18 protein-coding genes and 1 tRNA gene are annotated in these 22,142 nt (G+C 53.0%); 13 read left to right on the plus strand and 6 right to left on the minus strand.

Features of this window, described 5'->3' with window-relative positions; all coding sequences use genetic code 11:
- The first annotated feature begins 50 nt into the window (after positions 1 to 50).
- Positions 51 to 126, plus strand: a tRNA-Trp gene (locus tag GEAM_RS18930).
- A gap of 450 nt (positions 127 to 576) precedes the next feature.
- Here the strand turns inward: GEAM_RS18930 and hdfR are convergent.
- Positions 577 to 1,404: an HTH-type transcriptional regulator HdfR gene (gene hdfR, locus GEAM_RS18935; protein ID WP_034794703.1), complete on the minus strand. Its 828-nt coding sequence runs from the start codon at positions 1,402 to 1,404 to the stop codon at positions 577 to 579.
- A 118-nt stretch (positions 1,405 to 1,522) separates the two neighbouring features.
- Here hdfR and GEAM_RS18940 point away from each other — a divergent pair, with 118 nt between their 5' ends.
- The gene (locus GEAM_RS18940) at positions 1,523 to 1,861 is read left to right on the plus strand and encodes a MaoP family protein (protein WP_034794706.1); all 339 of its coding nucleotides are present in this window, start codon (positions 1,523 to 1,525) and stop codon (positions 1,859 to 1,861) included.
- A gap of 25 nt (positions 1,862 to 1,886) precedes the next feature.
- On the opposite strand, the gene GEAM_RS18945 is transcribed toward GEAM_RS18940, so the two are convergent.
- Positions 1,887 to 3,428 (minus strand): YifB family Mg chelatase-like AAA ATPase, encoded by a 1,542-nt coding sequence (locus tag GEAM_RS18945; RefSeq protein ID WP_034794708.1) that lies wholly within the window; start codon positions 3,426 to 3,428, stop codon positions 1,887 to 1,889.
- A gap of 365 nt (positions 3,429 to 3,793) precedes the next feature.
- Here GEAM_RS18945 and GEAM_RS18950 point away from each other — a divergent pair, with 365 nt between their 5' ends.
- The 7 genes from GEAM_RS18950 (at position 3,794) to ilvA (ending at position 11,774) form a co-directional block, all read left to right on the plus strand.
- Positions 3,794 to 5,032 (plus strand): MFS transporter, encoded by a 1,239-nt coding sequence (locus tag GEAM_RS18950; protein ID WP_034794710.1) that lies wholly within the window; start codon positions 3,794 to 3,796, stop codon positions 5,030 to 5,032.
- 131 nt (positions 5,033 to 5,163) lie between these two features.
- Positions 5,164 to 5,265: an ilv operon leader peptide gene (gene ilvL, locus GEAM_RS22860; RefSeq protein ID WP_015699153.1), complete on the plus strand. Its 102-nt coding sequence runs from the start codon at positions 5,164 to 5,166 to the stop codon at positions 5,263 to 5,265.
- 137 nt (positions 5,266 to 5,402) lie between these two features.
- Positions 5,403 to 7,049: an acetolactate synthase 2 catalytic subunit gene (ilvG, locus tag GEAM_RS18955; RefSeq protein ID WP_034794712.1), complete on the plus strand. Its 1,647-nt coding sequence runs from the start codon at positions 5,403 to 5,405 to the stop codon at positions 7,047 to 7,049.
- Entirely contained in the window at positions 7,046 to 7,309 is a 264-nt protein-coding gene (gene ilvM, locus GEAM_RS18960; protein WP_034794713.1) for an acetolactate synthase 2 small subunit, read from the plus strand. Before ilvG ends, ilvM begins: the two co-directional genes overlap by 4 nt.
- 16 nt (positions 7,310 to 7,325) lie before the next feature.
- A complete protein-coding gene (locus GEAM_RS18965; protein ID WP_034794715.1) occupies positions 7,326 to 8,255 on the plus strand; it encodes a branched-chain amino acid transaminase in 930 nt (309 codons plus the stop codon).
- 118 nt (positions 8,256 to 8,373) lie between these two features.
- Entirely contained in the window at positions 8,374 to 10,224 is a 1,851-nt protein-coding gene (ilvD, locus tag GEAM_RS18970; RefSeq protein ID WP_034794717.1) for a dihydroxy-acid dehydratase, read from the plus strand.
- A gap of 5 nt (positions 10,225 to 10,229) precedes the next feature.
- Positions 10,230 to 11,774, plus strand: coding sequence for a threonine ammonia-lyase, biosynthetic (gene ilvA / locus GEAM_RS18975; protein WP_034794720.1), 1,545 nt, complete (start codon positions 10,230 to 10,232; stop codon positions 11,772 to 11,774).
- 59 nt (positions 11,775 to 11,833) lie between these two features.
- Here the strand turns inward: ilvA and ilvY are convergent, their stop codons facing one another.
- Positions 11,834 to 12,715, minus strand: coding sequence for an HTH-type transcriptional activator IlvY (gene ilvY / locus GEAM_RS18980; protein ID WP_034794964.1), 882 nt, complete (start codon positions 12,713 to 12,715; stop codon positions 11,834 to 11,836).
- Between the two features lie 172 nt (positions 12,716 to 12,887).
- Between ilvY and ilvC the strand changes: the two genes are divergently transcribed.
- Positions 12,888 to 14,363 carry a ketol-acid reductoisomerase gene (gene ilvC, locus GEAM_RS18985; RefSeq protein ID WP_034794722.1) on the plus strand — a complete coding sequence of 492 codons (1,476 nt, stop codon included), beginning with the start codon at positions 12,888 to 12,890 and terminating at the stop codon, positions 14,361 to 14,363.
- Positions 14,364 to 14,603: 240 nt separating this feature from the next.
- On the opposite strand, the gene ppiC is transcribed toward ilvC, so the two are convergent.
- Positions 14,604 to 14,885 (minus strand): peptidylprolyl isomerase PpiC, encoded by a 282-nt coding sequence (gene ppiC / locus GEAM_RS18990; RefSeq protein ID WP_034794724.1) that lies wholly within the window; start codon positions 14,883 to 14,885, stop codon positions 14,604 to 14,606.
- A 174-nt stretch (positions 14,886 to 15,059) separates the two neighbouring features.
- Between ppiC and rep the strand changes: the two genes are divergently transcribed.
- Positions 15,060 to 17,078 carry a DNA helicase Rep gene (gene rep / locus GEAM_RS18995; RefSeq protein ID WP_034794727.1) on the plus strand — a complete coding sequence of 673 codons (2,019 nt, stop codon included), beginning with the start codon at positions 15,060 to 15,062 and terminating at the stop codon, positions 17,076 to 17,078.
- A 73-nt stretch (positions 17,079 to 17,151) separates the two neighbouring features.
- Here the strand turns inward: rep and gppA are convergent, their stop codons facing one another.
- The gene (gene gppA, locus GEAM_RS19000) at positions 17,152 to 18,657 is read right to left on the minus strand and encodes a guanosine-5'-triphosphate,3'-diphosphate diphosphatase (protein ID WP_034794730.1); all 1,506 of its coding nucleotides are present in this window, start codon (positions 18,655 to 18,657) and stop codon (positions 17,152 to 17,154) included.
- A gap of 6 nt (positions 18,658 to 18,663) precedes the next feature.
- On the minus strand, positions 18,664 to 19,962 hold the full coding sequence (rhlB, locus tag GEAM_RS19005; RefSeq protein ID WP_034794733.1) for an ATP-dependent RNA helicase RhlB: 1,299 nt from the start codon (positions 19,960 to 19,962) through the stop codon (positions 18,664 to 18,666).
- A gap of 118 nt (positions 19,963 to 20,080) precedes the next feature.
- Between rhlB and trxA the strand changes: the two genes are divergently transcribed.
- Both trxA and rho read left to right on the plus strand, forming a co-directional pair.
- The gene (trxA, locus tag GEAM_RS19010) at positions 20,081 to 20,407 is read left to right on the plus strand and encodes a thioredoxin TrxA (protein ID WP_034794736.1); all 327 of its coding nucleotides are present in this window, start codon (positions 20,081 to 20,083) and stop codon (positions 20,405 to 20,407) included.
- A gap of 417 nt (positions 20,408 to 20,824) precedes the next feature.
- On the plus strand, positions 20,825 to 22,084 hold the full coding sequence (gene rho, locus GEAM_RS19015) for a transcription termination factor Rho (RefSeq protein WP_034794739.1): 1,260 nt from the start codon (positions 20,825 to 20,827) through the stop codon (positions 22,082 to 22,084).
- Positions 22,085 to 22,142: the final 58 nt, after the last annotated feature.

Genomic DNA, 22,142 nt, shown 5'->3' on the forward strand with positions numbered 1-22,142 from the left:
ATTTAAATTATGCCTGCTAACTTTAGCAGGCATAATGTTAAGCAGAATCTAGGGGCGTAGCTCAGTTGGTAGAGCACCGGTCTCCAAAACCGGGTGTCGCGAGTTCGAGTCTCTCCGCCCCTGCCATATAAAGGCCCTTTGCGAAAGCGAAGGGCTTTTTTTTGCTTTAAAATCCTGCCACACCTGCCACACCTGCCACACCTGCCACACCTGCCACACCTGCCACACCTGCCACACCTGCCACACCTGCCACACCTGCCGCTATCCACTTGTAATCACTTCAAATGCTGCTCGTAAAATAGCCACAACACATCGGCGAAAAGAGCTTTTTCATCATTTATCTTTCAGTTTATGGTACGAATGTCGGCATTTTTTGGATAGAAAACCCTCAGATAGGATCAATTTCTGGATCTTCCGAGCGGGATATTTGAGCGATTTTGAAGGGATAGAAGAGTTGCGGAGCGAAGGAGTTAAAGGCGCGTTATTGCTTTCTATTGCGCCAATTATGCTGGATAAAGTGACTAAAATGCATGCATGAAAGGTTCTTTTGAGATCTTTAGCTGTGGCGTTAGCCCATTACAAATAAGTCACCAGAGGCGTTTTAAGTAACTGACGAATCAGCACCTGCTGATCGCTGCTCTGGAGCCACACGGCGTACAGAGGGCGAATAACAGGAGGAATTTCATGGTAAGGCGACAGCTGAGGATACTCTTTTGCCCAGTGTGTCGGCAGATAGGCGCAGCCTCCGGTCGTTTCCAATAGCTGGCGAGTCAGATGTGCTGAGGTGGTTGTCAGAACAGGTTCCTGCTCATTGGTCTGCATTTTGCTTTCTTGCTGGGTGAAATCTGCACCCCACTCCAAACGGACATACGGCGCATGTTCGGCCTTATCATGCTTGGCTGAAGCGAAAAGACGTAACGAGAAATTACCTAGCAGCTGGCTGGAAAGCTCATCCATCTTGGGGGGTTCTGTTGTGATGAGGAGATCTAGCTGTCTTTCATGCAGTTGCTTAACCAGCGAGTGTCGAAGTGCCACGCGCGCTTCGAGGCGCAATGCTTCACGCTGAGTGTAAAGAGATTGCAACCAAGGGGTTAGATAGGCTTCCCAGAGCGAAGCCGTGGCCCCGATAGACAATTCTGTGTGCTGTAGAGAGCGTACAACCTCTTTTTTAGCCATTTGCCAGGTCGACATGAGGTTTTCAGCGTAGGGAAGCAAACGCTCGCCAGCGGGCGTTAAGCGAATGTTATTGCGGTGGCGGGTGAATAAATTTGCCCCAAGCTGGGTCTCCAGTTGGCGGATGCGAAAACTGACTGCTGATTGCGTCAAATAGAGTGATTCAGCGGCTCTACCAAAGTGGCGCGTTCTACTAACCTCCAAAAAGGTTTTCAGTAATTCCGTATCCAAAACTATCTCCAATATTTTTTGTCGTTAAGATTTAAATGTTTTGTTTTACACATTGTCAAGCCTATCTAATACTCCGCGCCATAACAGCACGACCATGAGAGAATTAGGAGCGTGTCAGATGGCGGAAAGCTTCATCACGACAAATCGTTTTTTTGACAATAAACACTACCCTCGCGGGTTCTCCCGGCATGGCGATTTCACCATTAAAGAAGCGCAAATGCTAGAACGTTACGGCTTTGCTTTCAATGAGCTGGACTTGGGGAAACGCGAACCTGCAACCGAGGAAGAAAAGCTCTTTCTTGAGGTCTGCCGCGGCAGCCGTGATCCGGCAACCGAAGCGGAAAAAGTGTGGAATAAATACATTACCCGCACACGTCGCCCGAAGAAATTCCACACGTTGTCTGGCGGTAAGCCGCAAGCTGACGCCGTGGAAGATTACACGGAAAGCGATGATTAATGAAACGGGGCCTAGCCCCGTTTTTTTATGCCAGGCTTTTGTGTAACTTCAGCAGCAATCTATCCATACATCTGTAGCTTAGCGCTTCAGAGATATGAGCTTTCTCAATCATAGACTGATTATTGAGATCGGCTATTGTTCTCGCAACTTTAAGAATGCGATGCCACGCTCGAACCGATAATCCCAGCTTGTGCAGCACCCCCTCCAGAAATTCAGCATCCTCCTTTTTAAGCTCGCAAAATTTTTCGACTTCACTGCTGCTCATATGCGCATTAATTTTCCCTGACCGGGCTAATTGGCGCTCGCGAGCCCTCATCACTCGCTCGCGTACCTGCGCACTGCTCTCTCTGGCGCGAGAGCCGAGCTTCTGGCTTTGCAAACTCAGCACGCCCGGTGGCAGGAGAGGCACTTCAATCGATAAATCAAAACGGTCGAGAAAGGGACCTGAGAGCCTGCTGAGATAGCGAAGGACCTGCTGGGGAGGAGTACGGTTGTGTACGCCTTGGTAATGTCCTGTAGGGCTGGGATTCATGGCGGCGATGAGTTGCGTTCTGGCGGGGTAGCGCACCTTGGCGCGGGCGCGTGAGATGGTGATTTCGCCTGACTCCATGGGCTGGCGCAAGGCATCGAGCACTTTGCGTTCGAACTCCGGCAGCTCGTCAAGAAACAGCACGCCGTTGTGTGCCAGAGAAATTTCGCCGGGACGTGGCAAAGAGCCGCCGCCGACTAAGGCGCTCATGGAGGTGCTGTGGTGAGGGGCGCGGAAAGGGCGGCTGCGTGAGAAATTTCCATTCTCTTCGGGGTTGTAGACCAGACTGGCTATCGCCGCCGTCTCAAGGGTTTCTTGATCGGTTAACGGAGGCAGCAACGCTGGCAGGCGGCTGGCAAGCATGGTTTTGCCGGTACCCGGGGGGCCAATCAGCAAGAGGTTATGCCCACCGGCGGCGGCCACTTCCAGCGCTCGTTTAGACTGCTCTTGCCCAATGATGTCAGCAATGTCGGGCTGGTTGGCGTAGATATCCGGCGGATCGACGCGTTCGACGTCATGTAAATCCTCTTCCCCCTGCAAAAAAGCACAGACTTGCAGAAGATGGTCGGCGACCTTGGCGATACCTGTCTCAAGCAGTGACATTTCTTGCCGATTGTCTTGCGGGAGGATTAAGCGTCGCCCCTCTTTTTGAGCTTCCAATGCCGCGGGAATAGCGCCATTTACGCCACGTAACGCGCCAGAAAGCCCTAACTCCCCTAGAAACTCGTAATCACCCAGCTTATCCCCAGAAAGCTGCTCAGAAGCCACCAGAATCGCTAGCGCGATGGACAAGTCGTAACGGCCACCCTCTTTGGGCAGGTCAGCGGGAGCCAGATTGACGGTGATGCGTTTGGCGGGAAAGGTGAAACCGCAGTTGAGTATGGCGCTACGTACCCGATCCCGTGCCTCTTTCACCGTGGTTTCTGGTAAGCCAACCAGCGCCAGAGCGGGCAAGCCATTGCTGATATGAACTTCGACAGCAACCCCCGGAGCCTGCACGCCAAGTGAGGCTCTGGTGTGAACAACCGCTAATGCCATCGGCATCTCCTTGCGACTACGCCCAATTTGAGGCCGCAGTATGTCGCAATCCGCAGTCAGAACATCCGTCTATTGGCGGCTATCCAGCACGTCTCGAAATCATAATTATGCAGTGACAATTTTTGCAGGGATGGGTGCGAGGGAAATCGCATATTGAGCAATAGCTGTTAACACTTTGCGGTATCTGGAAACAAATTAGCAAACTAATAATCTTGCTGCTTTTTGAATCAGAGTGTTTAATTTATTTGGATATTAACAATAAATAAACATTTTATTTTCTTGTTTAACATTGCTCCAGCCTCATTGGTTTGTTCCGGATACAGCAATGAGCGCACCCTACACTTTTCCGGGATAGGAAACACACCATGTTCGGTTGGACCTCCAGACAGCGTAATGTCGCTATTGCCAGCTTTTTAAGTTGGACGCTCGACGCGTTCGATTTCTTCATCCTCGTCTTCTTACTCAGCGACATTGCTACTGCCTTTAGCGTAGATATCAAGGAAGTGACGCTTGCCATCTTGCTGACCCTCGCGGTGAGGCCAATTGGGGCATTGCTGTTTGGGCGTGCTGCGGAGAAATATGGTCGTAAGCCGATATTGATGATCAATATCGCCTTCTTCTCGGTGTTTGAACTTTGCACAGCGGCGGCCCCTTCGCTGACCGTTTTCTTAGTATTAAGAGTGATTTACGGCGTGGCGATGGGCGGTGTGTGGGGCGTTGCTTCTTCACTGGCGATGGAAACTATTCCAGACCGTTCTCGCGGATTTATGTCCGGCGTGTTCCAGGCGGGTTATCCGTTTGGTTATCTGCTGGCCGCGGTGGTGTACGGGCTGTTCTCCAATATGGTTGGCTGGAGAGGCATGTTCGTGATTGGCGCAGTGCCGATTTTCCTGCTGCCATTCATCTGGTTCAAAGTTCAAGAATCACCGGTATGGCTGGCTGCCAGAGAGCGCAAAGAGAGCACCGCGCTGATGCCAGTGCTGAAATCTCACTGGAAGTTGTGCGTTTATCTGGTGGTGCTGATGGCGGCTTTCAACTTCTTCAGCCACGGTACTCAAGATCTCTATCCGTCCTTCCTGAAAATTCAGCACGGGTTTGATGCCCATACGGTCAGCTTGATTGCGATTGGCTACACCATCGCTTCTATCATCGGCGGCATCTTCTTTGGCTCACTTTCCGAAAAAATTGGACGTAAAAAAGCCATTATTATCGCGGCCTTACTGTCACTTCCGGTGATCCCGCTGTGGGCCTTCTCAAGTGGCGTATGGACCATTGGTTTAGGCGCTTTCTTGATGCAGTTGATGGTGCAGGGCGCGTGGGGCGTGGTGCCGAGCTACCTTACCGAACTGGTGCCTGCTAACACCCGTGCGGTCTTGCCGGGGTTTGTTTACCAGCTGGGTAACCTTTTGGCGTCGGTCAATGCCACCTTGCAAGCCTACATTGCCGAAAGCAACGATCATAATTACGGTTTAGCGATGGCCGTTGTGGCTGGAACCGTGGCAATTGTCATTGCGGTGTTGGTTTCCTTCGGGCGCGATACGCGCGGAAAAGTGCTCTCAGGTGAAATAAAATCATCTGGGGCGAAAGTTCATACGAATGCCTGATTTGATTAACTATTTTTGAGTTAATGGTAAGCAGGCTAAAGGTAATAACCTAAGAAAAGTGTTGTCATATCACACCTGACTGTGATAACTCTGTAGGCAATCGTTCGTAAGAAGAATTTAAGAAACCAAAAATGAAAGCCCTTCTCCTAGTAGTTAGCCTAGTCGTGATTAGCGTGGTGGTGATTATTATCCCACCGTGCGGGGCTGCACTTGGACGAAGAAAGGCTTATTAAACAAGCCTGAACCTGAAAAGAACCCCGCACCGAAAGGTCCGGGGTTTTTTTTTGGCCAGAGCAAAATTGAGGCGAGAATAGAAAATGAGCAACAGCATAAAATTCTGCGCAGAACCTAAAAAGGCAGGAGAATAACGATGACCGGAGCACAGTGGGTAGTACAAGCATTGCGCGCACAGGGGGTCGATATGGTTTTCGGCTACCCAGGCGGAGCAATTATGCCGGTATACGATGCATTGTATGACGGCGGCGTCGAACACCTACTGTGCCGACACGAGCAGGGCGCTGCGATGGCCGCCATTGGCTACGCACGTTCCACCGGGAAAGTCGGCGTGTGCATCGCCACTTCCGGGCCTGGCGCAACGAATTTAATCACCGGTCTGGCTGACGCGCTGATGGATTCCGTTCCTCTGGTGGCGATCACCGGTCAGGTTGGCTCTGCGTTAATCGGGACTGATGCTTTCCAAGAAATCGATGTTTTGGGTCTGTCTCTCGCCTGCACCAAACACAGCTTTTTAGTTGAATCGCTGGACGCTCTGCCGGAAATCATGGCTGACGCTTTTGCTATCGCAACCAGCGGCCGTCCGGGACCTGTACTGATTGATATTCCTAAGGATATTCAGCTGGCGATGGGCGAATTACCGCCGCACTTGATGCCGGTTGAAGAGCAGTTCGCACACCCCATTGCCGAACTGCAACAAGCCTACGACATGATTGCCACCGCGCAGAAGCCGATGATGTACGTTGGCGGCGGCGTGGGTATCGCTCAGGCCGTTCCGGCGCTGCGTGATTTCATCGCGACCACCGGCATACCCTCCGTCGCCACGCTGAAAGGCTTGGGCGCGCCAGATGCTAACGACCCGTGCTATCTGGGCATGTTAGGCATGCACGGCAGCAAAGCCGCGAACTTGGCAGTCCAAGAGTGTGACTTGCTGATCGCCGTCGGTGCTCGTTTCGACGACCGCGTGACCGGCAAATTAAACACCTTCGCGCCACACGCCGCCGTTATCCATATGGACATCGACCCAGCCGAAATGAACAAGCTGCGTCAGGCTCACGTGGCCTTGCAGGGGGATTTAAAAACCTTGCTGCCCGCGCTGAAGCAGCCGCTGTCTATCAATAACTGGCGTGACCACACAATGACGCTGAAAGCACAGAGCGAGCCTCGCTACGATCATCCGGGCGAAGCTATCTTTGCCCCGCTGTTGCTCAAGCAGATCTCCGAGCGCAAAGCGGCAGAAACCGTTGTCACCACCGACGTAGGCCAGCACCAGATGTGGGCCGCCCAGCACATGCAGTTCAGCCGTCCGGAAAACTTCATTACTTCCAGCGGTTTGGGCACCATGGGCTTTGGTATCCCAGCGGCGGTTGGCGCACAGGTTGCTCGCCCGGACGACATGGTTATCTGCGTTTCTGGCGACGGTTCCTTCATGATGAACGTTCAGGAGCTGGGCACCATCAAGCGAAAACAGCTGCCGTTAAAAATCCTGCTGTTGGATAACCAGCGTTTAGGCATGGTTCGACAGTGGCAGGAGCTGTTCTTTGATGGACGTTATAGCGAAACCAACCTCTCCGATAACCCCGATTTTATTACGCTGGCCAGCGCGTTCGATATCCCAGGCCAACGTATCAGCCGTAAAGATCAAGTCGACGCCGCCCTGGACGCTTTCTTCAACAGTGAAGGTCCTTATTTGCTTCAGGTTTCCATCGACGAAAGCCAGAACGTCTGGCCACTGGTGCCGCCAGGCGCAGGCAACGAAAATATGTTGGAGAAAATGTCATGATGCAGCATAACGTCTCAATTCAAGCTCGCTTCCGCCCTGAAATGTTAGAACGGGTTTTACGCGTTGTCCGCCACCGTGGTTTTCAGGTGTGCGCGATGAATATGACTCCTATGATAAATGCGGAAAACATAAATATTGAATTGACCGTTGCCAGCCAGCGGTCTGTAGATTTACTGTCTTCACAGTTACGCAAATTGATGGATGTCGCCTGCGTCGAGATCCAACAGCACACATCACAACAAATACGCGCCAACGCGTAAGTTAAGGAAAGAGAGAATGACGAAGAAAGCTGATTTCATTTGGTTCAATGGCGAGATGGTTCCTTGGGCGGAAGCGAAAGTACACGTAATGTCACACGCACTGCATTACGGCACTTCAGTCTTTGAGGGCGTTCGTTGCTACGACTCCCACAAAGGCCCAGTGGTGTTCCGTCACCGTGAACACATGCAGCGCCTGCGTGACTCAGCCAAAATCTATCGTATGCCAGTCAGCCAGAGCGTTGATGAGTTGATGGAAGCTTGCCGCGAAACCCTGCGCACCAACAAGCTGGTGAGCGCATACATCCGTCCGCTGGTGTTTATCGGCGATGTCGGTATGGGCGTTAACCCACCAGATGGTTACAAAACTGATGTGATCATCGCCGCGTTCCCTTGGGGCGCCTATCTGGGTGAAGAAGCGCTGGAGCAAGGTATCGATGCGATGGTTTCTTCATGGAACCGCGTAGCAGCTAACACCATCCCAACTGCCGCGAAAGCCGGCGGTAACTATCTTTCTTCCCTGCTGGTCGGTAGCGAAGCTCGCCGCCACGGCTATCAGGAAGGCATCGCGCTGGATGTTCACGGTTATGTTTCCGAAGGCGCGGGCGAAAACCTGTTTGAAGTTAAAGACGGCATTATCTTCACGCCACCATTCACCTCTTCTGCACTGCCGGGTATCACCCGCGACGCCATCATCAAACTGGCGAAAGACATGGGTCTGGAAGTGCGTGAACAAGTGCTGTCTCGTGAATCTCTGTATCTGGCTGACGAAGTCTTCATGTCAGGCACCGCGGCTGAAATCACCCCGGTTCGCAGCGTTGATGGTATCCAAGTGGGTATCGGCAAGCGTGGTCCAGTGACTAAAAAAATCCAGGATGCATTCTTCGGCCTGTTCACCGGCAAAACCGAAGACAAATGGGGCTGGTTGGATCCAATCAACCCACAATAATTTTACCCGCAATCGCGTTGCCACACTGATGCAACTCGAAGGATTTAGGGTAAATAAGAAATACGGCAGGTGGCGAACACGTCACCTGCACATTGACTTGATTTGGAGTGAATAGAGCATGCCTAAGTACCGTTCCGCTACCACCACTCATGGCCGTAACATGGCTGGCGCCCGCGCTTTATGGCGTGCCACCGGCATGACCGATGACGATTTCGGTAAGCCAATTATTGCCGTTGTAAACTCCTTTACCCAGTTCGTACCGGGCCACGTGCACCTGCGCGACTTGGGTAAACTGGTTGCCGAACAAATCGAAGCCTCCGGCGGTGTTGCTAAAGAGTTCAACACTATCGCCGTCGATGACGGTATTGCCATGGGTCATGGCGGCATGCTGTATTCACTGCCTTCGCGCGAGTTGATTGCCGACTCGGTGGAGTACATGGTTAACGCGCACTGCGCCGATGCTATGGTGTGTATTTCCAACTGCGACAAAATCACGCCGGGAATGCTGATGGCGTCTCTGCGCCTGAATATCCCAGTTATCTTTGTTTCCGGCGGCCCGATGGAAGCCGGTAAAACCAAACTGTCTGACAAAATCATCAAGCTCGACTTGGTTGACGCCATGATTCAGGGCGCGAACCCGAACGTCAGCGATGCCGACAGCGAGCAGATCGAACGTTCTGCCTGCCCGACCTGTGGTTCTTGCTCAGGTATGTTCACCGCCAACTCCATGAACTGCCTGACCGAAGCCTTGGGCCTGTCCCAGCCGGGTAACGGTTCACTGTTGGCGACCCACGCTGACCGCAAAGAGCTGTTCCTGACGGCCGGTCAACGCATCGTTGAGTTGACCAAACGTTATTACGAAAAAGACGATGCCACTGCCTTGCCGCGCAGCATCGCCAGCAAAGCCGCATTCGAAAACGCCATGACGCTGGACATCGCCATGGGCGGCTCGACCAACACCGTTCTGCACCTGTTGGCTGCGGCGCAGGAAGGCGAGATTGAGTTCGACATGACCGACATTGACCGCCTGTCCCGCAAAGTTCCACACCTTTGCAAAGTTGCCCCAAGCACCCAGAAATACCATATGGAAGACGTTCACCGCGCCGGTGGCGTGTTGGCTATTCTCGGCGAACTGGACCGCGCAGGTCTGTTGCATCGCGATGTTAAAAACATCCTCGGCCTGTCGCTGACTGAGACGTTGAATAAGTACGACATCATGCTGACCAAAGACGAAGCGGTGAAAAAAATGTTCCGCGCAGGCCCGGCCGGTATTCGTACCACGCAGGCGTTCTCGCAGGATTGCCGTTGGGACACGCTGGATGATGACCGCGCAGAAGGCTGTATCCGTTCTCTGGAACACGCGTTCAGCAAAGACGGCGGTCTGGCCGTGCTTTACGGCAACTTGGCCGAAGCGGGCAGTATCGTTAAGACGGCGGGCGTGGATAAATCCAACCTGACCTTCCGTGGCCCGGCAAAAGTATATGAAAGCCAAGACAGCGCGGTTGAAGCGATTCTCGGCGGCAAAGTGGTGTCCGGCGACGTGGTAGTTATTCGCTACGAAGGGCCGAAAGGCGGGCCGGGCATGCAAGAGATGCTCTACCCAACTACTTACCTGAAATCCATGGGGCTGGGTAAAGAGTGTGCGCTGATCACCGACGGCCGTTTCTCCGGCGGTACTTCAGGTCTGTCCATCGGCCACGTTTCTCCAGAAGCGGGCAGCGGCGGCCTGATTGCTTTGGTGAAAGATGGCGACATGATTGATATCGACATTCCAAATCGTAGCATGGTGCTGGATGTTCCAGCGGCCGAACTGGCTGCGCGCCATGAAGCTGAACTGGCCCGTGGCGATCAGGCGTGGACTCCTCACGGCCGTGAGCGCGTGGTCTCCTTCGCGCTGCGCGCTTATGCCAGCTTGGCAACCAGCGCCGACAAAGGCGCAGTGCGTGACAAGAGTAAGCTGGGAGGCTAACGGTCATGGCGGTATCACAACCCCTATCCGACCAGCCGGGAGGCGCGGAGTATCTCCGCGCCGTACTGCGCGCGCCGGTTTACGAAGTGGCGCAAGTTACGCCACTTCAGGCGATGGAGAAAATCTCTTCCCGCCTGAATAACACCATTTTAGTGAAACGCGAAGATCGCCAGCCCGTGCACAGTTTCAAGCTGCGCGGCGCCTATTCGATGATAGCGAGTCTGACTGAAGAGCAGGCCGCTCGCGGCGTGGTCACGGCATCGGCCGGTAACCACGCGCAGGGCGTGGCGCTTTCAGCCAGCAAAAAAGGCATTAAATCCCTCATCGTTATGCCAGTGGCGACCGCCGACATCAAAGTGGATGCCGTGCGTAATTTTGGCGGCGAAGTGCTGTTGCACGGGGCTAATTTTGATGAAGCGAAAGCCAAAGCTGTCGAGCTTTCCCAGCAGCAGGGCATGACTTTCGTCCCGCCATTCGACCATCCGGCAGTTATCGCCGGGCAAGGCACCTTGGCGATGGAGCTGCTCCAGCAAGATGCTCACCTCGATAGAGTTTTTGTGCCAGTCGGCGGTGGCGGTTTGGCCGCAGGCGTGGCGGTGCTGATTAAACAGCTGATGCCGCAAATTCAGGTGATTGGTGTCGAAGCCGAAGACTCTGCCTGCCTGCGCGCCGCGCTGGATGCGGGCGAGCCGGTGGACTTGGCACGCGTCGGGCTGTTTGCTGAGGGCGTGGCCGTTAAGCGCATCGGCAATGAAACCTTCCGCCTGTGTCGCGAGTACTTGGACGACGTGATCACTGTCGACAGCGACGCGATTTGCGCCGCGGTAAAAGACTTATTCGAAGACGTCCGCGCCATTGCCGAGCCTTCGGGCGCGCTGGCCTTGGCCGGGCTGAAGAAGTACGTCCAGCAACATAATATTCAGGGCGAGCGTCTGGCACACATCCTCTCTGGCGCCAACGTGAACTTCCACGGTTTGCGTTATGTTTCAGAGCGTTGTGAGCTTGGCGAGCAGCGTGAAGCCTTGTTGGCCGTGACCATTCCTGAGCAAAAGGGCAGCTTCCTAAAGTTCTGCCAACTGCTCGGCGGGCGCTCGGTCACCGAGTTCAACTATCGCTACGCCGACGACAAAGATGCCTGCATCTTTGTGGGTGTTCGCTTAACGCGCGGGAATGTCGAACGCAAAGAGATCATCGACGAGCTGCACCACGGCGGGTATCAGGTGGTGGATCTTTCCGATGATGAAATGGCGAAATTGCACGTCCGCTACATGGTTGGCGGCCGCCCAAGCAAGCCTCTGCGCGAAAGGCTCTACAGCTTCGAGTTCCCGGAATCGCCGGGCGCGTTGCTCAAGTTCCTGCAAACCTTAGGCACGCACTGGAATATTTCTCTGTTCCACTATCGCAGCCATGGCACTGATTTTGGTCGCGTTTTGGCGGCTTTCGAGCTGACCGAGCAAGAGCCGGAGTTTGAAAAAAATCTTTCCGCGCTGGGCTACGACTGCCACAACGAAAGTGAAAACCCAGCTTTCCGTTTCTTCTTGGCGGGCTAGAAAAATTCAAAGGGCCTGTTGGCCCTTTTTATTGGTCTTTTTTCTGTCATAAAACGGTTTTATAACAGTTGCCAGAAGGCGTCGATGAGCGGCTCCTTAAGACGTTTCTTCTGTACGCACACGCCCAGCTCTAAAGGTGAGCCAAGCGTCACGTTTTCAAGAACGGTAATACGATTTCGCACCGGTTCGGGGCTATTCTCCAGCACCACGTCAGGCAGCAGGGCAATGCCGCAGCCGAGAGCCACCATCGAGACGATGGCTTCGTGGCCGGACACCGTGGCGTAAATCTGTGGGTTAATCAGGCGATTGCGTTTAAACCAAATGTCGATTCGCTTACGCGCCGGGCCGTGCTCCGGCAGGATAAACGGAATTTGCGACCAGTCCGGATGAGGCTCGCTGGTTTGGCTTCGCACCGCGCAGGGGAGTGACGGGGCGATGAGGATCATCGGGATTTCGCCAATTTGGGTGAAATCGACGCTGGAAGGCAGGTTTTCTGGATGCCCAGCGATACCCAAATCGGCTTCGGCGGACTGAACTTTCTCGACTGCGTCTGCGGCGTCGCCGGTGGTGAGTTTGATTTCAACCAACGGATGCTGCGCGCGGAATCGGTCGAGGATCGGCGGCAAATGACTATATGCCGCGGTCACGGAACAAAACAGCCGTAACTCGCCACTCAACGAGGGCCCGTGTTGGCCGAGGGAGTGACGCAGCTGTTGGTACTGCAACAAGGTTTGCTGCGCAAAGTTGCGAAGCTGTTCTCCCGCGCTGGTCAATTGTACCGTGCGGTTATCGCGCTGAAACAGCGGCTGGCCAAGCTCTTCTTCCAGACGCTGAATCTGGCGGGAAAGGGTCGACGGGCTGACATGCATCGCCTTGGACGAGCGCCCAAAGTGGCGGCTTTCGGCCAGATGTAAAAAGAGTTTGAGATCGCGAAGATCCATGCGCGGTTTCCCCAATTTGAGTAGGAACAGCATGTTGCATTTTCTGCAACGTCATCTTCTCAATATATCAATTTAAGCAACACAATACATAACATATAGTAATTTCATCGCGTTCACCGAAACCGGTGAACCACACATAACAACATCCTCAGAGAGAGAACGGAGTATTACGATGGCTAACTATTTCAACACCTTGAACCTGCGCCAGCAGTTAGAACAATTGGGCAAATGCCGCTTCATGGGCCGCGACGAATTCGCTGACGAAGCGAGCTACCTGAAAGGTAAAAAAGTCGTGATTGTTGGTTGTGGCGCGCAGGGCCTTAACCAAGGTTTGAACATGCGTGACTCCGGTCTGGACGTTTCCTACACCTTGCGTGCAGAAGCTATCGCAGAAAAACGTGCATCATGGCGTAAAGCGACTGAAAACGGCTTCAAAGTAGGGACCTACGAAGAGCTGATCCCACAGGCTGATCTGGTTGTTAACCTGACGCCAGACAAACAGCACAGCGCTGTTGTTAAAGCCGTTCAGCCTCTGATGAAAGATGGCGCGACTCTGGGTTACTCCCACGGCTTCAACATCGTTGAAGTGGGTGAGCAAATTCGTAAAGACATCACCGTGGTGATGGTGGCTCCAAAATGCCCGGGTACCGAAGTGCGTGAAGAGTACAAACGCGGTTTCGGTGTTCCAACTCTGATCGCCGTTCACCCAGAAAACGACCCGAAAGGCGAGGGTATGGCTATCGCGAAAGCATGGGCTGCGGCAACTGGCGGTCACCGCGCGGGCGTTCTGCAATCTTCTTTCGTTGCAGAAGTTAAATCTGACCTGATGGGCGAACAAACCATCCTTTGCGGCATGTTGCAGGCGGGTTCTCTGCTGTGCTTCGACAAATTAGTCGCTGACGGCGTTGATGAAGCTTACGCAGAAAAACTGCTGCAATTCGGCTGGGAAACTGTGACCGAAGCCCTGAAGCAAGGCGGTATTACGCTGATGATGGACCGTCTGTCCAACCCGGCTAAACTGCGTGCTTACGCGCTGTCTGAGCAGCTGAAAGGCATCATGGCTCCACTGTTCCAGAAACATATGGATGACATCATCTCCGGCGAATTCTCTAGCGGCATGATGGCTGACTGGGCTAACGACGATAAGAAATTACTGACTTGGCGCGAAGAGACTGGCGCAACTGCATTCGAAAACGCACCACAGTTCGAAGGCAAAATCGCTGAGCAAGAGTACTTCGACAACGGCGTTCTGATGATCGCGATGGTTAAAGCAGGCGTTGAACTGGCATTCGAAACCATGGTTGCTGCTGGTATCATCGAAGAGTCTGCTTACTACGAATCTCTGCACGAGCTGCCGCTGATTGCTAACACCATCGCGCGTAAACGTCTGTATGAAATGAACGTGGTTATCTCTGACACCGCAGAATACGGCAACTACCTGTTCGCTAACGCTGCAGTGCCATTGCTGAAAGAGTTCATGACGACGCTGCAAGCTGGCGATCTGGGTAAATCTGTTGCAGGCACCAACGTTGATAACGCGCAGCTGCGTGATGTTAACGAAGCCATTCGCAACCACCCGATCGAGTCTGTAGGCCATAAGCTGCGTGGGTATATGACGGATATGAAGCGTATCGCCGTCGCAAGCTAATCCCCTTCGTACTTCGAACTACAGATGCGTTGGCTGCACTTGGTCACCCGAATCACTTACTTGAGTAAGCTCATCGGGATTCCCTCACTTGCCGCCTTCCTGTAGCTCGAATTACTCGGGTCTTCAGGCTGCCCAAAACTCGAATGATTTTGGATATCCCAGCATTAGAGTGGGTACTGCATTAAAAAAGGGCACTGCATGGAAATGCGGTGCCCTTTCTTTTGGTACGTTATCGCCGACTTAGTTGCGATAAAGCACTTTAATGATGTGGTAGCCGAACTGGGTGTGCAGCGGGCCTTGTGGCTCGATCAGCGGGGCAGAAAACACCACTTTATCGAAAGCTGGGACCATTGCGCCCTGTTTGAACTCGCCTAAGTGGCCGCCTTTTTTGCCTGACGGGCAAGTAGAGTGTTTCTTAGCCAGCTTCTCGAAATCGCCACCGTTTTTCAACTGGGCCAGGATTTCTTGTGCTTGAGCTTCTTCCTTCACGAGGATATGCATTGCTGCGGCAGTTTTCGCCATGATAAGACCTTTTTACGAGAGAGTTTCCAGAGGCGTAATGTAACACCTGCAAGCGCCCAAGTGGAATCCAGCCTGTGTTCCATAGATGTAAATTGGGCGCTAAAGCCAGTCAATCTCAGCTTCCCTTTCTGCTACAATCGCCCTCCTTGTCCATCAAGTGAGCAAAAACAGGTCATGCGATTAAACCCTAGTCAACAAAACGCCGTCGAATTCGTAACCGGACCTTGCTTGGTTCTGGCCGGCGCTGGTTCCGGTAAAACCAGGGTGATCACCAATAAAATCGCACACTTGATCCGTCAATGTGGGTATCAGGCTCGTCACATTGCCGCCGTGACATTTACCAATAAAGCCGCGCGTGAGATGAAAGAGCGTGTGGCGCAAACGCTGGGTCGTAAAGAAGCACGCGGGCTGATGATTTCAACCTTCCACACCTTGGGTCTGGAGATCATCAAAAAGGAGTATGCCGCGCTGGGCATGAAGTCCAATTTCTCGCTGTTCGATGATCAGGACCAGCTGGCGCTGCTCAAAGAGCTGAGTGAGAAGTGGCTTGAGCAAGACAAAACGCTGCTGCAACAGCTGATCTCGACGATCTCCAACTGGAAGAACGATCTGGTTGATCCGGCGCGCGCCGCCGATCTGGCACGATCGGAGCGCGATAAGATCTTCGCGCTCTGCTACAGCCTTTATCATGACCACATGCGCGCCTGTAACATTCTCGATTTTGATGATTTGATTTTGCTGCCGACCCTGCTGCTGCAACGCAATGAAGAGGTACGCGAACGCTGGCAGAACAAGCTGCGCTACCTGCTGGTGGATGAATATCAGGACACCAACACCAGCCAGTACATGATGGTGAAATTGCTGGTGGGCAGCCGTGCTCGATTCACCGTGGTAGGGGACGACGACCAGTCGATTTACTCTTGGCGCGGTGCGCGTCCGCAGAATCTGGTGCTGCTCAAAGAGGATTTCCCGGCGCTGCAAGTCATTAAGCTGGAGCAAAACTATCGCTCGTCGCAGCGCATTCTGAAAGCCGCCAACATCCTGATTGCCAATAACCCGCACGTTTTCGAGAAGCGTCTGTTCTCCGAGCTGGGCTATGGCGAAGCGCTGAAAGTCATTACTGCCAATAACGAAGATCACGAGGCGGAAAGAGTGGTGGGGGAGCTGATTGCTCATCACTTCATGAACAAGACTGACTATGGTGACTACGCCATTTTGTACCGTGGTAACCACCAGTCGCGGCTGTTTGAAAAGATGCTGATGCAAAACCGCATTCCTTATCGCATCTCCGGCGGCACGTCGTTCTTCTCGCGTCCTGAAATTAAAGACCTGCTGGCTTATTTACGGGTGCTGACCAACCCTGACGACGACAGCGCCTTCTTGCGCATTGTAAATACGCCGCGCCGTGAGATTGGTGCTGCGACATTGCAGAAGCTGGGTGAGTGGGCAAATCAGCGCAACAAGGGCCTGTTTAAAGCCAGCTTCGACATGGGGCTGAGCCAGTATCTTACTGGCCGCGGGCTGGAATCATTGCAACGTTTCACCCATTGGATGGGGACCATCGCCGAACGCGTTGAGAGAGAGCCGGTGGCCGCCGTGCGCGACTTAATCCACGGCGTGGATTATGAAAGCTGGTTGTTTGAAACCTCGCCTAGCCCGAAGGCCGCCGAAATGCGCATGAAAAACGTTAACCAGCTGTTTAGCTGGATGACGGAAATGCTCGAAGGCACCGATCTCGACGAACCTATGACCCTGACTCAGGTGGTGACGCGCTTTACCTTGCGAGACATGATGGAGCGTGGCGAAAGTGATGAAGAGCTGGATCAGGTTCAACTGATGACCCTGCATGCTTCGAAAGGTCTGGAATTCCCCTACGTCTTTTTAGTTGGGATGGAAGAAGGGCTGCTGCCTCACCAGAGCAGCATCGATGAAGACAACGTGGATGAAGAGCGCCGCCTTGCTTATGTGGGGATCACCCGTGCGCAGAAAGAGCTGATCTTCACTTTGTGCCGCGAACGCCGTCAGTACGGCGAGCTGATCCGCCCCGAGCCGAGCCGTTTCCTGTTGGAGCTTCCACAGGATGATCTTGAGTGGGAAACCGAGCGTAAAGTGGTCAGCGCGCAGGAGCGGATGGTCAAAGGACAGAGCCATCTGGAGAAAATTCGCGCTCAGTTGGCAAACGCCAAGAAATAGCCGCGCGCAGCCAATGCAGCAACAAAAAAGGCGACCTAGGGTCGCCTTTACTACTTAAGTCACTTAAAGCCAATCAAACCGCGGGTTTACCGCTCTCTTCGATGAACAACGGCCAATGGGCGTAGCTCTGCCAATGGCTCTCCTGCTCTAACTCTTCTGCCCGCAGTGGATGCTGCTCCAGCCAACCGTGAGGGACAATGACGTTCAAATCGTCCTCGTTGGCGCGCAGGCGCACGGCGGGAAGGGTGTCATCACGACGGCGGCTGGCAAAGATGATCGCCAGTCGCAAGATGCGGCATAAACGCTGGGCCTGACGCGGTGGCACGGCGTTTTGCTGGCTGAGCAGAGGCAAATCTAACGCCTGACTCTGGTTCTGCAACAGGGTTGCCAGCAGCTTTTTCTGGGCCGGAGTAAAGCCCGGTAAATCCAAATGGCGAATCAAATACGCGGCATGATGCGGAGCTTGCCTGAAGTCGACGCTGAGGCCAATTTCATGGATCAGGCAGGCGCTGTTCAGCAGCTCTCGTGCGCGGGCATCAAGCTGCCAGCCACTGGCGACTTGCAGCGAGAAGTTTTCGGCCAGCTGCGCCACGCGGTTAGCCTGTTCGCTGTCTAGCAGATAGCGACGCTGGAGGTTGCGTAGGGTGCGCTGGCGAATATCTTGCTCGATAGGCAAGTGCAGCATGCCATAAACCAAACCTTCGCGCAGCGCGCCGCCAGCGAGGGTCATGGTTTCGATATTTAGGGCTTTGAAGATGGCGATAAGAATCGACAGGCCGCTTGGGAAGACCAGAGCACGTTCCAGCGTTAAGCCTTCAATCTCGAGTTCTTCAAGCTTGCCGCAGTGAATCGCGCGCTGTTTCAGCTGTTGCAGCTTGGCGAGGGTGATGCGCTCATCCATGCCCTGAGCCACCATGATTTCCTGCAACGCCTGAACGGTGCCTGACGCGCCAACACAAATCTGCCAGCCGTTGGCCAAGAGCCGAGGTGCAACCGGGGTTATCATGTCGAGCGCGGCTTGTTCCGCTTTCTCGAAATTCTCTTTACCCAGGTTACGGTCGCCGAAGTAGCGTTCAAGCCAAGTGACGCAGCCCATCGATAAGCTGATGAGTGCCGTGGCCTGTGCGCCCGTTCCGGTGACTAATTCCGTGCTGCCGCCGCCGATATCAACCACTAAACGCTGGTCGGGACCGCCGGTAGTGTGTGCTACGCCGTGATAAATCAGGCGTGCTTCTTCTTCACCTGCAATAACCTGTACCGGGCAACCGAGAATTTCCTGCGCTTTTTGCAGGAACTCATCCGCGTTGCTCGCCAAACGCAAGGTCGCCGTGGCAACCACGCGAATCTGATCGCGTGGGATATCCTGAAGGCGTTCTGAAAACAGCTTCAGGCATTGCCAGCCGCGCTGCATCGCTTCTTGAGACAGCAGATTGTCTTTATCAAGACCGGCGGCCAGACGGACTTTGCGTTTTATCTTCGCCAGCGTCTGAATGCTGCCTGCCACCTCACGGACAACCAGCATGTGAAAGCTGTTCGAGCCTAAATCGATTGCGGCATATAATGAGGTGGAGCTCAGCATAGTAAATCAGCCCGTGCGTTTACGGTTATTATTGCGAGGCGCGCTGCTGCGGCGTGATGAAGAGTTGCTGTTGCGACGCTGACCGTTGTTTCCAGTACGGGAACGGGCCAAACGTTTTGGTGCAGGCAAGTCAGTCAACAGGGCATCGCTATTGTATTTGCTGACCGGAATACTGTGTCCGGTGTAAGTTTCAATCGCGGTCAGGTTCAGCGCATATTCTTCGCACGCCAGACTGATGGAGTGACCACTTAAGCCAGCACGGCCGGTACGGCCAATACGGTGAACGTAGTCTTCGCAGTCGTCAGGCAAGTCGTAGTTGAATACGTGCGTAACCGCTGGGATGTGCAAACCGCGCGCAGCAACGTCGGTGGCGACCAGAATATCCAGCGTACCCGCTGTGAAATCTTCCAATACGCGCAGGCGTTTCTTCTGCGGCACATCACCTGTCAACAAACCTACGCGATGACCATCGGCAGCCAGATGGCCCCAGACGTCTTCACAGCGATGCTTGGTGTTGGCGAAGATGATGCAGCGATCTGGCCATTCTTCTTCAATCAGCGTCTGCAGCAGGCGCATTTTTTCTTCATTTGAAGGGTAGAACAGCTCTTCTTGAATACGGTGACCCGTCTTCTGCTCCGGTTCGATTTCAATCGACTCGGCGTTATTCATATTTTCGAACGCCAGCTCTTTCACACGATAGGAAAGGGTTGCTGAGAACAGCATGTTAAGGCGTTGGTTAGCCGGCGGCATGCGGCGGAACAACCAGCGAATGTCTTTGATAAAGCCCAGATCGAACATACGGTCAGCTTCATCGAGAACTACCACCTGAATGGCGCTTAAGTCGATGTAGTTTTGCTTGGCGTAATCAATCAAGCGGCCGGTGGTGCCGATGAGGATATCAACGCCACTTTCCAATACTTTTAATTGTTTGTCGTAACCGTCGCCGCCATAGGCTAGCCCCAGTTTCAAACCGGTGGACTCGGAAAGCGCTTCGGCGTCCGAGTGAATTTGCACTGCTAATTCGCGGGTCGGTGCCATGATTAAGGCACGTGGCTGATTGGTCTGACGACCTTCAGCAGCCGGGTTAGAAAGCAGATAATGGAAAGTAGACGCTAGAAAAGCCAGCGTCTTGCCGGTACCGGTTTGCGCCTGACCTGCAACATCACGCCCAGCGAGCGTGATTGGCAATGCCAATGCCTGAATAGGAGTACAGTAATGAAAGCCTTTCTTTTCAAGGGCTTCAACTGCAAGCGGGTGCAGGGCGAAGTCGGAAAACTTCTGTTCGGTCAAGTGTGTTTTGCTCATAGTGTGGTAGAATATCAGCTAACTATTGCTTTACGAAAGCGTATCCGGTGAAATAAAGTCAACCTAATGTTGGTTAATGCTACATCAACAAGGTAAAGATAATCCTTTGGAGTAGAACATGAGCGATAAAATTATTCACCTGACCGATGACAGTTTCGACAATGATGTATTGAAGGCCGCGGCGCCGGTTCTGGTCGACTTCTGGGCTGAATGGTGTGGTCCTTGTAAAATGATCGCTCCGATTCTGGATGAGATTGCCACTGAGTTCGAAGGCAAACTGACCATCGCGAAGCTGAATATCGATGAAAACCCAGGTACAGCACCTAAATACGGCATCCGTGGTATTCCTACGCTGCTGTTATTTAAAGACGGTGAAGTCGCTGCAACTAAGGTTGGCGCACTGTCTAAAAGTCAGTTGAAAGAATTCCTGACTGCAAATCTGTAATCGGTCGGGATGACCCACTCCAGGTGTTTAGCGGGCTGACGTGTTTTTCATATTGTCCGCTAGACGCCTGTCAATAAGCGTGTTAAGTTTACTCTCACTGCAAATAGAGCTTACCTGTAGTTTGATTCTAACGTTTTACTCTGTGTCAAAAACATCTGCCTAGACCTATAAAGTCGCTTTGATAAAAATAACTTTAATCGGCACTGTGCTTTGACAATCTAACGGTTTTGACAAAATCGGCTTTAAGACACCTTCAAATATCAGTCTGCCCATCTAGAATAGCCCGCGTGCGACTGCCTGTGGCCTATATTCAGAAACTGCTAATTGAGTGTCCTACACAAACAGGCATGGATGACCCTGCCATACCCATTCACGACAGATGTTCGAGACATACCCCGAGTTTAAGAACCCACCATTATGAATCTTACCGAATTAAAGAACACGCCGGTCTCTGACCTGATTGCACTCGGCGAAAATATGGGGCTGGAAAACCAAGCCCGTATGCGCAAGCAAGACATTATATTTTCAATCCTGAAGCAACATGCGAAAAGCGGAGAAGACATCTTCGGTGATGGCGTACTGGAGATATTGCAGGATGGATTTGGTTTCCTCCGCTCTGGAGACAGTTCCTACCTCGCCGGTCCCGACGACATCTACGTTTCTCCTAGCCAAATTCGCCGCTTCAACCTCCGTACTGGAGACACTATTTCCGGTAAAATTCGTCCCCCTAAAGAAGGCGAACGTTATTTTGCCCTGTTGAAAGTTAACGAAGTTAACTACGACAAACCAGAAAATGCCCGCAGTAAAATTCTTTTCGAAAACTTAACCCCGTTACATGCAAACTCCCGTTTGCGTATGGAACGCGGCAACGGCTCCACCGAAGATTTAACCGCTCGCGTACTCGACTTAGCTTCCCCAATTGGCCGTGGCCAGCGTGGCCTGATCGTTGCACCGCCGAAAGCCGGTAAAACGATGTTGCTGCAAAATATCGCCACCAGCATTGCTTACAACCATCCTGATTGCGTACTGATGGTGCTGCTGATTGACGAACGTCCGGAAGAAGTCACAGAGATGCAGCGTCTGGTTAAAGGCGAAGTGATCGCTTCAACCTTCGATGAGCCAGCATCTCGCCACGTGCAAGTGGCAGAAATGGTAATCGAGAAGGCTAAGCGTCTGGTTGAGCACAAGAAAGACGTTATCATCTTGCTCGACTCCATCACGCGTTTGGCTCGTGCCTACAACACCGTGGTTCCAGCTTCAGGTAAAGTGCTGACCGGTGGTGTGGACGCCAACGCCTTGCACCGTCCAAAACGCTTCTTCGGTGCAGCGCGTAACGTGGAAGAGGGCGGCAGCCTGACCATCATCGCTACCGCGTTGGTTGATACCGGTTCTAAGATGGATGAAGTTATCTACGAAGAATTTAAAGGTACCGGCAACATGGAACTGCATCTCGCGCGTAAAATCGCTGAGAAACGCGTCTTCCCGGCTATCGATTACAACCGTTCTGGTACCCGTAAAGAAGAGTTACTTACCTCTTCTGAAGAGCTGCAAAAAATGTGGATCCTGCGCAAAATCATCCATCCAATGGGTGAAATCGATGCAATGGAGTTCCTCATCAACAAGCTTGCGATGACCAAAACCAATGATGATTTCTTCGACATGATGAAACGTTCATAAACTGACGTCAGTTTGTTGTAAAAGTCGCCTAACGCCACGCTAATCCGTGGCGTTTTTT

The organism is Ewingella americana ATCC 33852, from assembly GCF_000735345.1.
Lineage (GTDB): Bacteria > Pseudomonadota > Gammaproteobacteria > Enterobacterales > Enterobacteriaceae > Ewingella > Ewingella americana.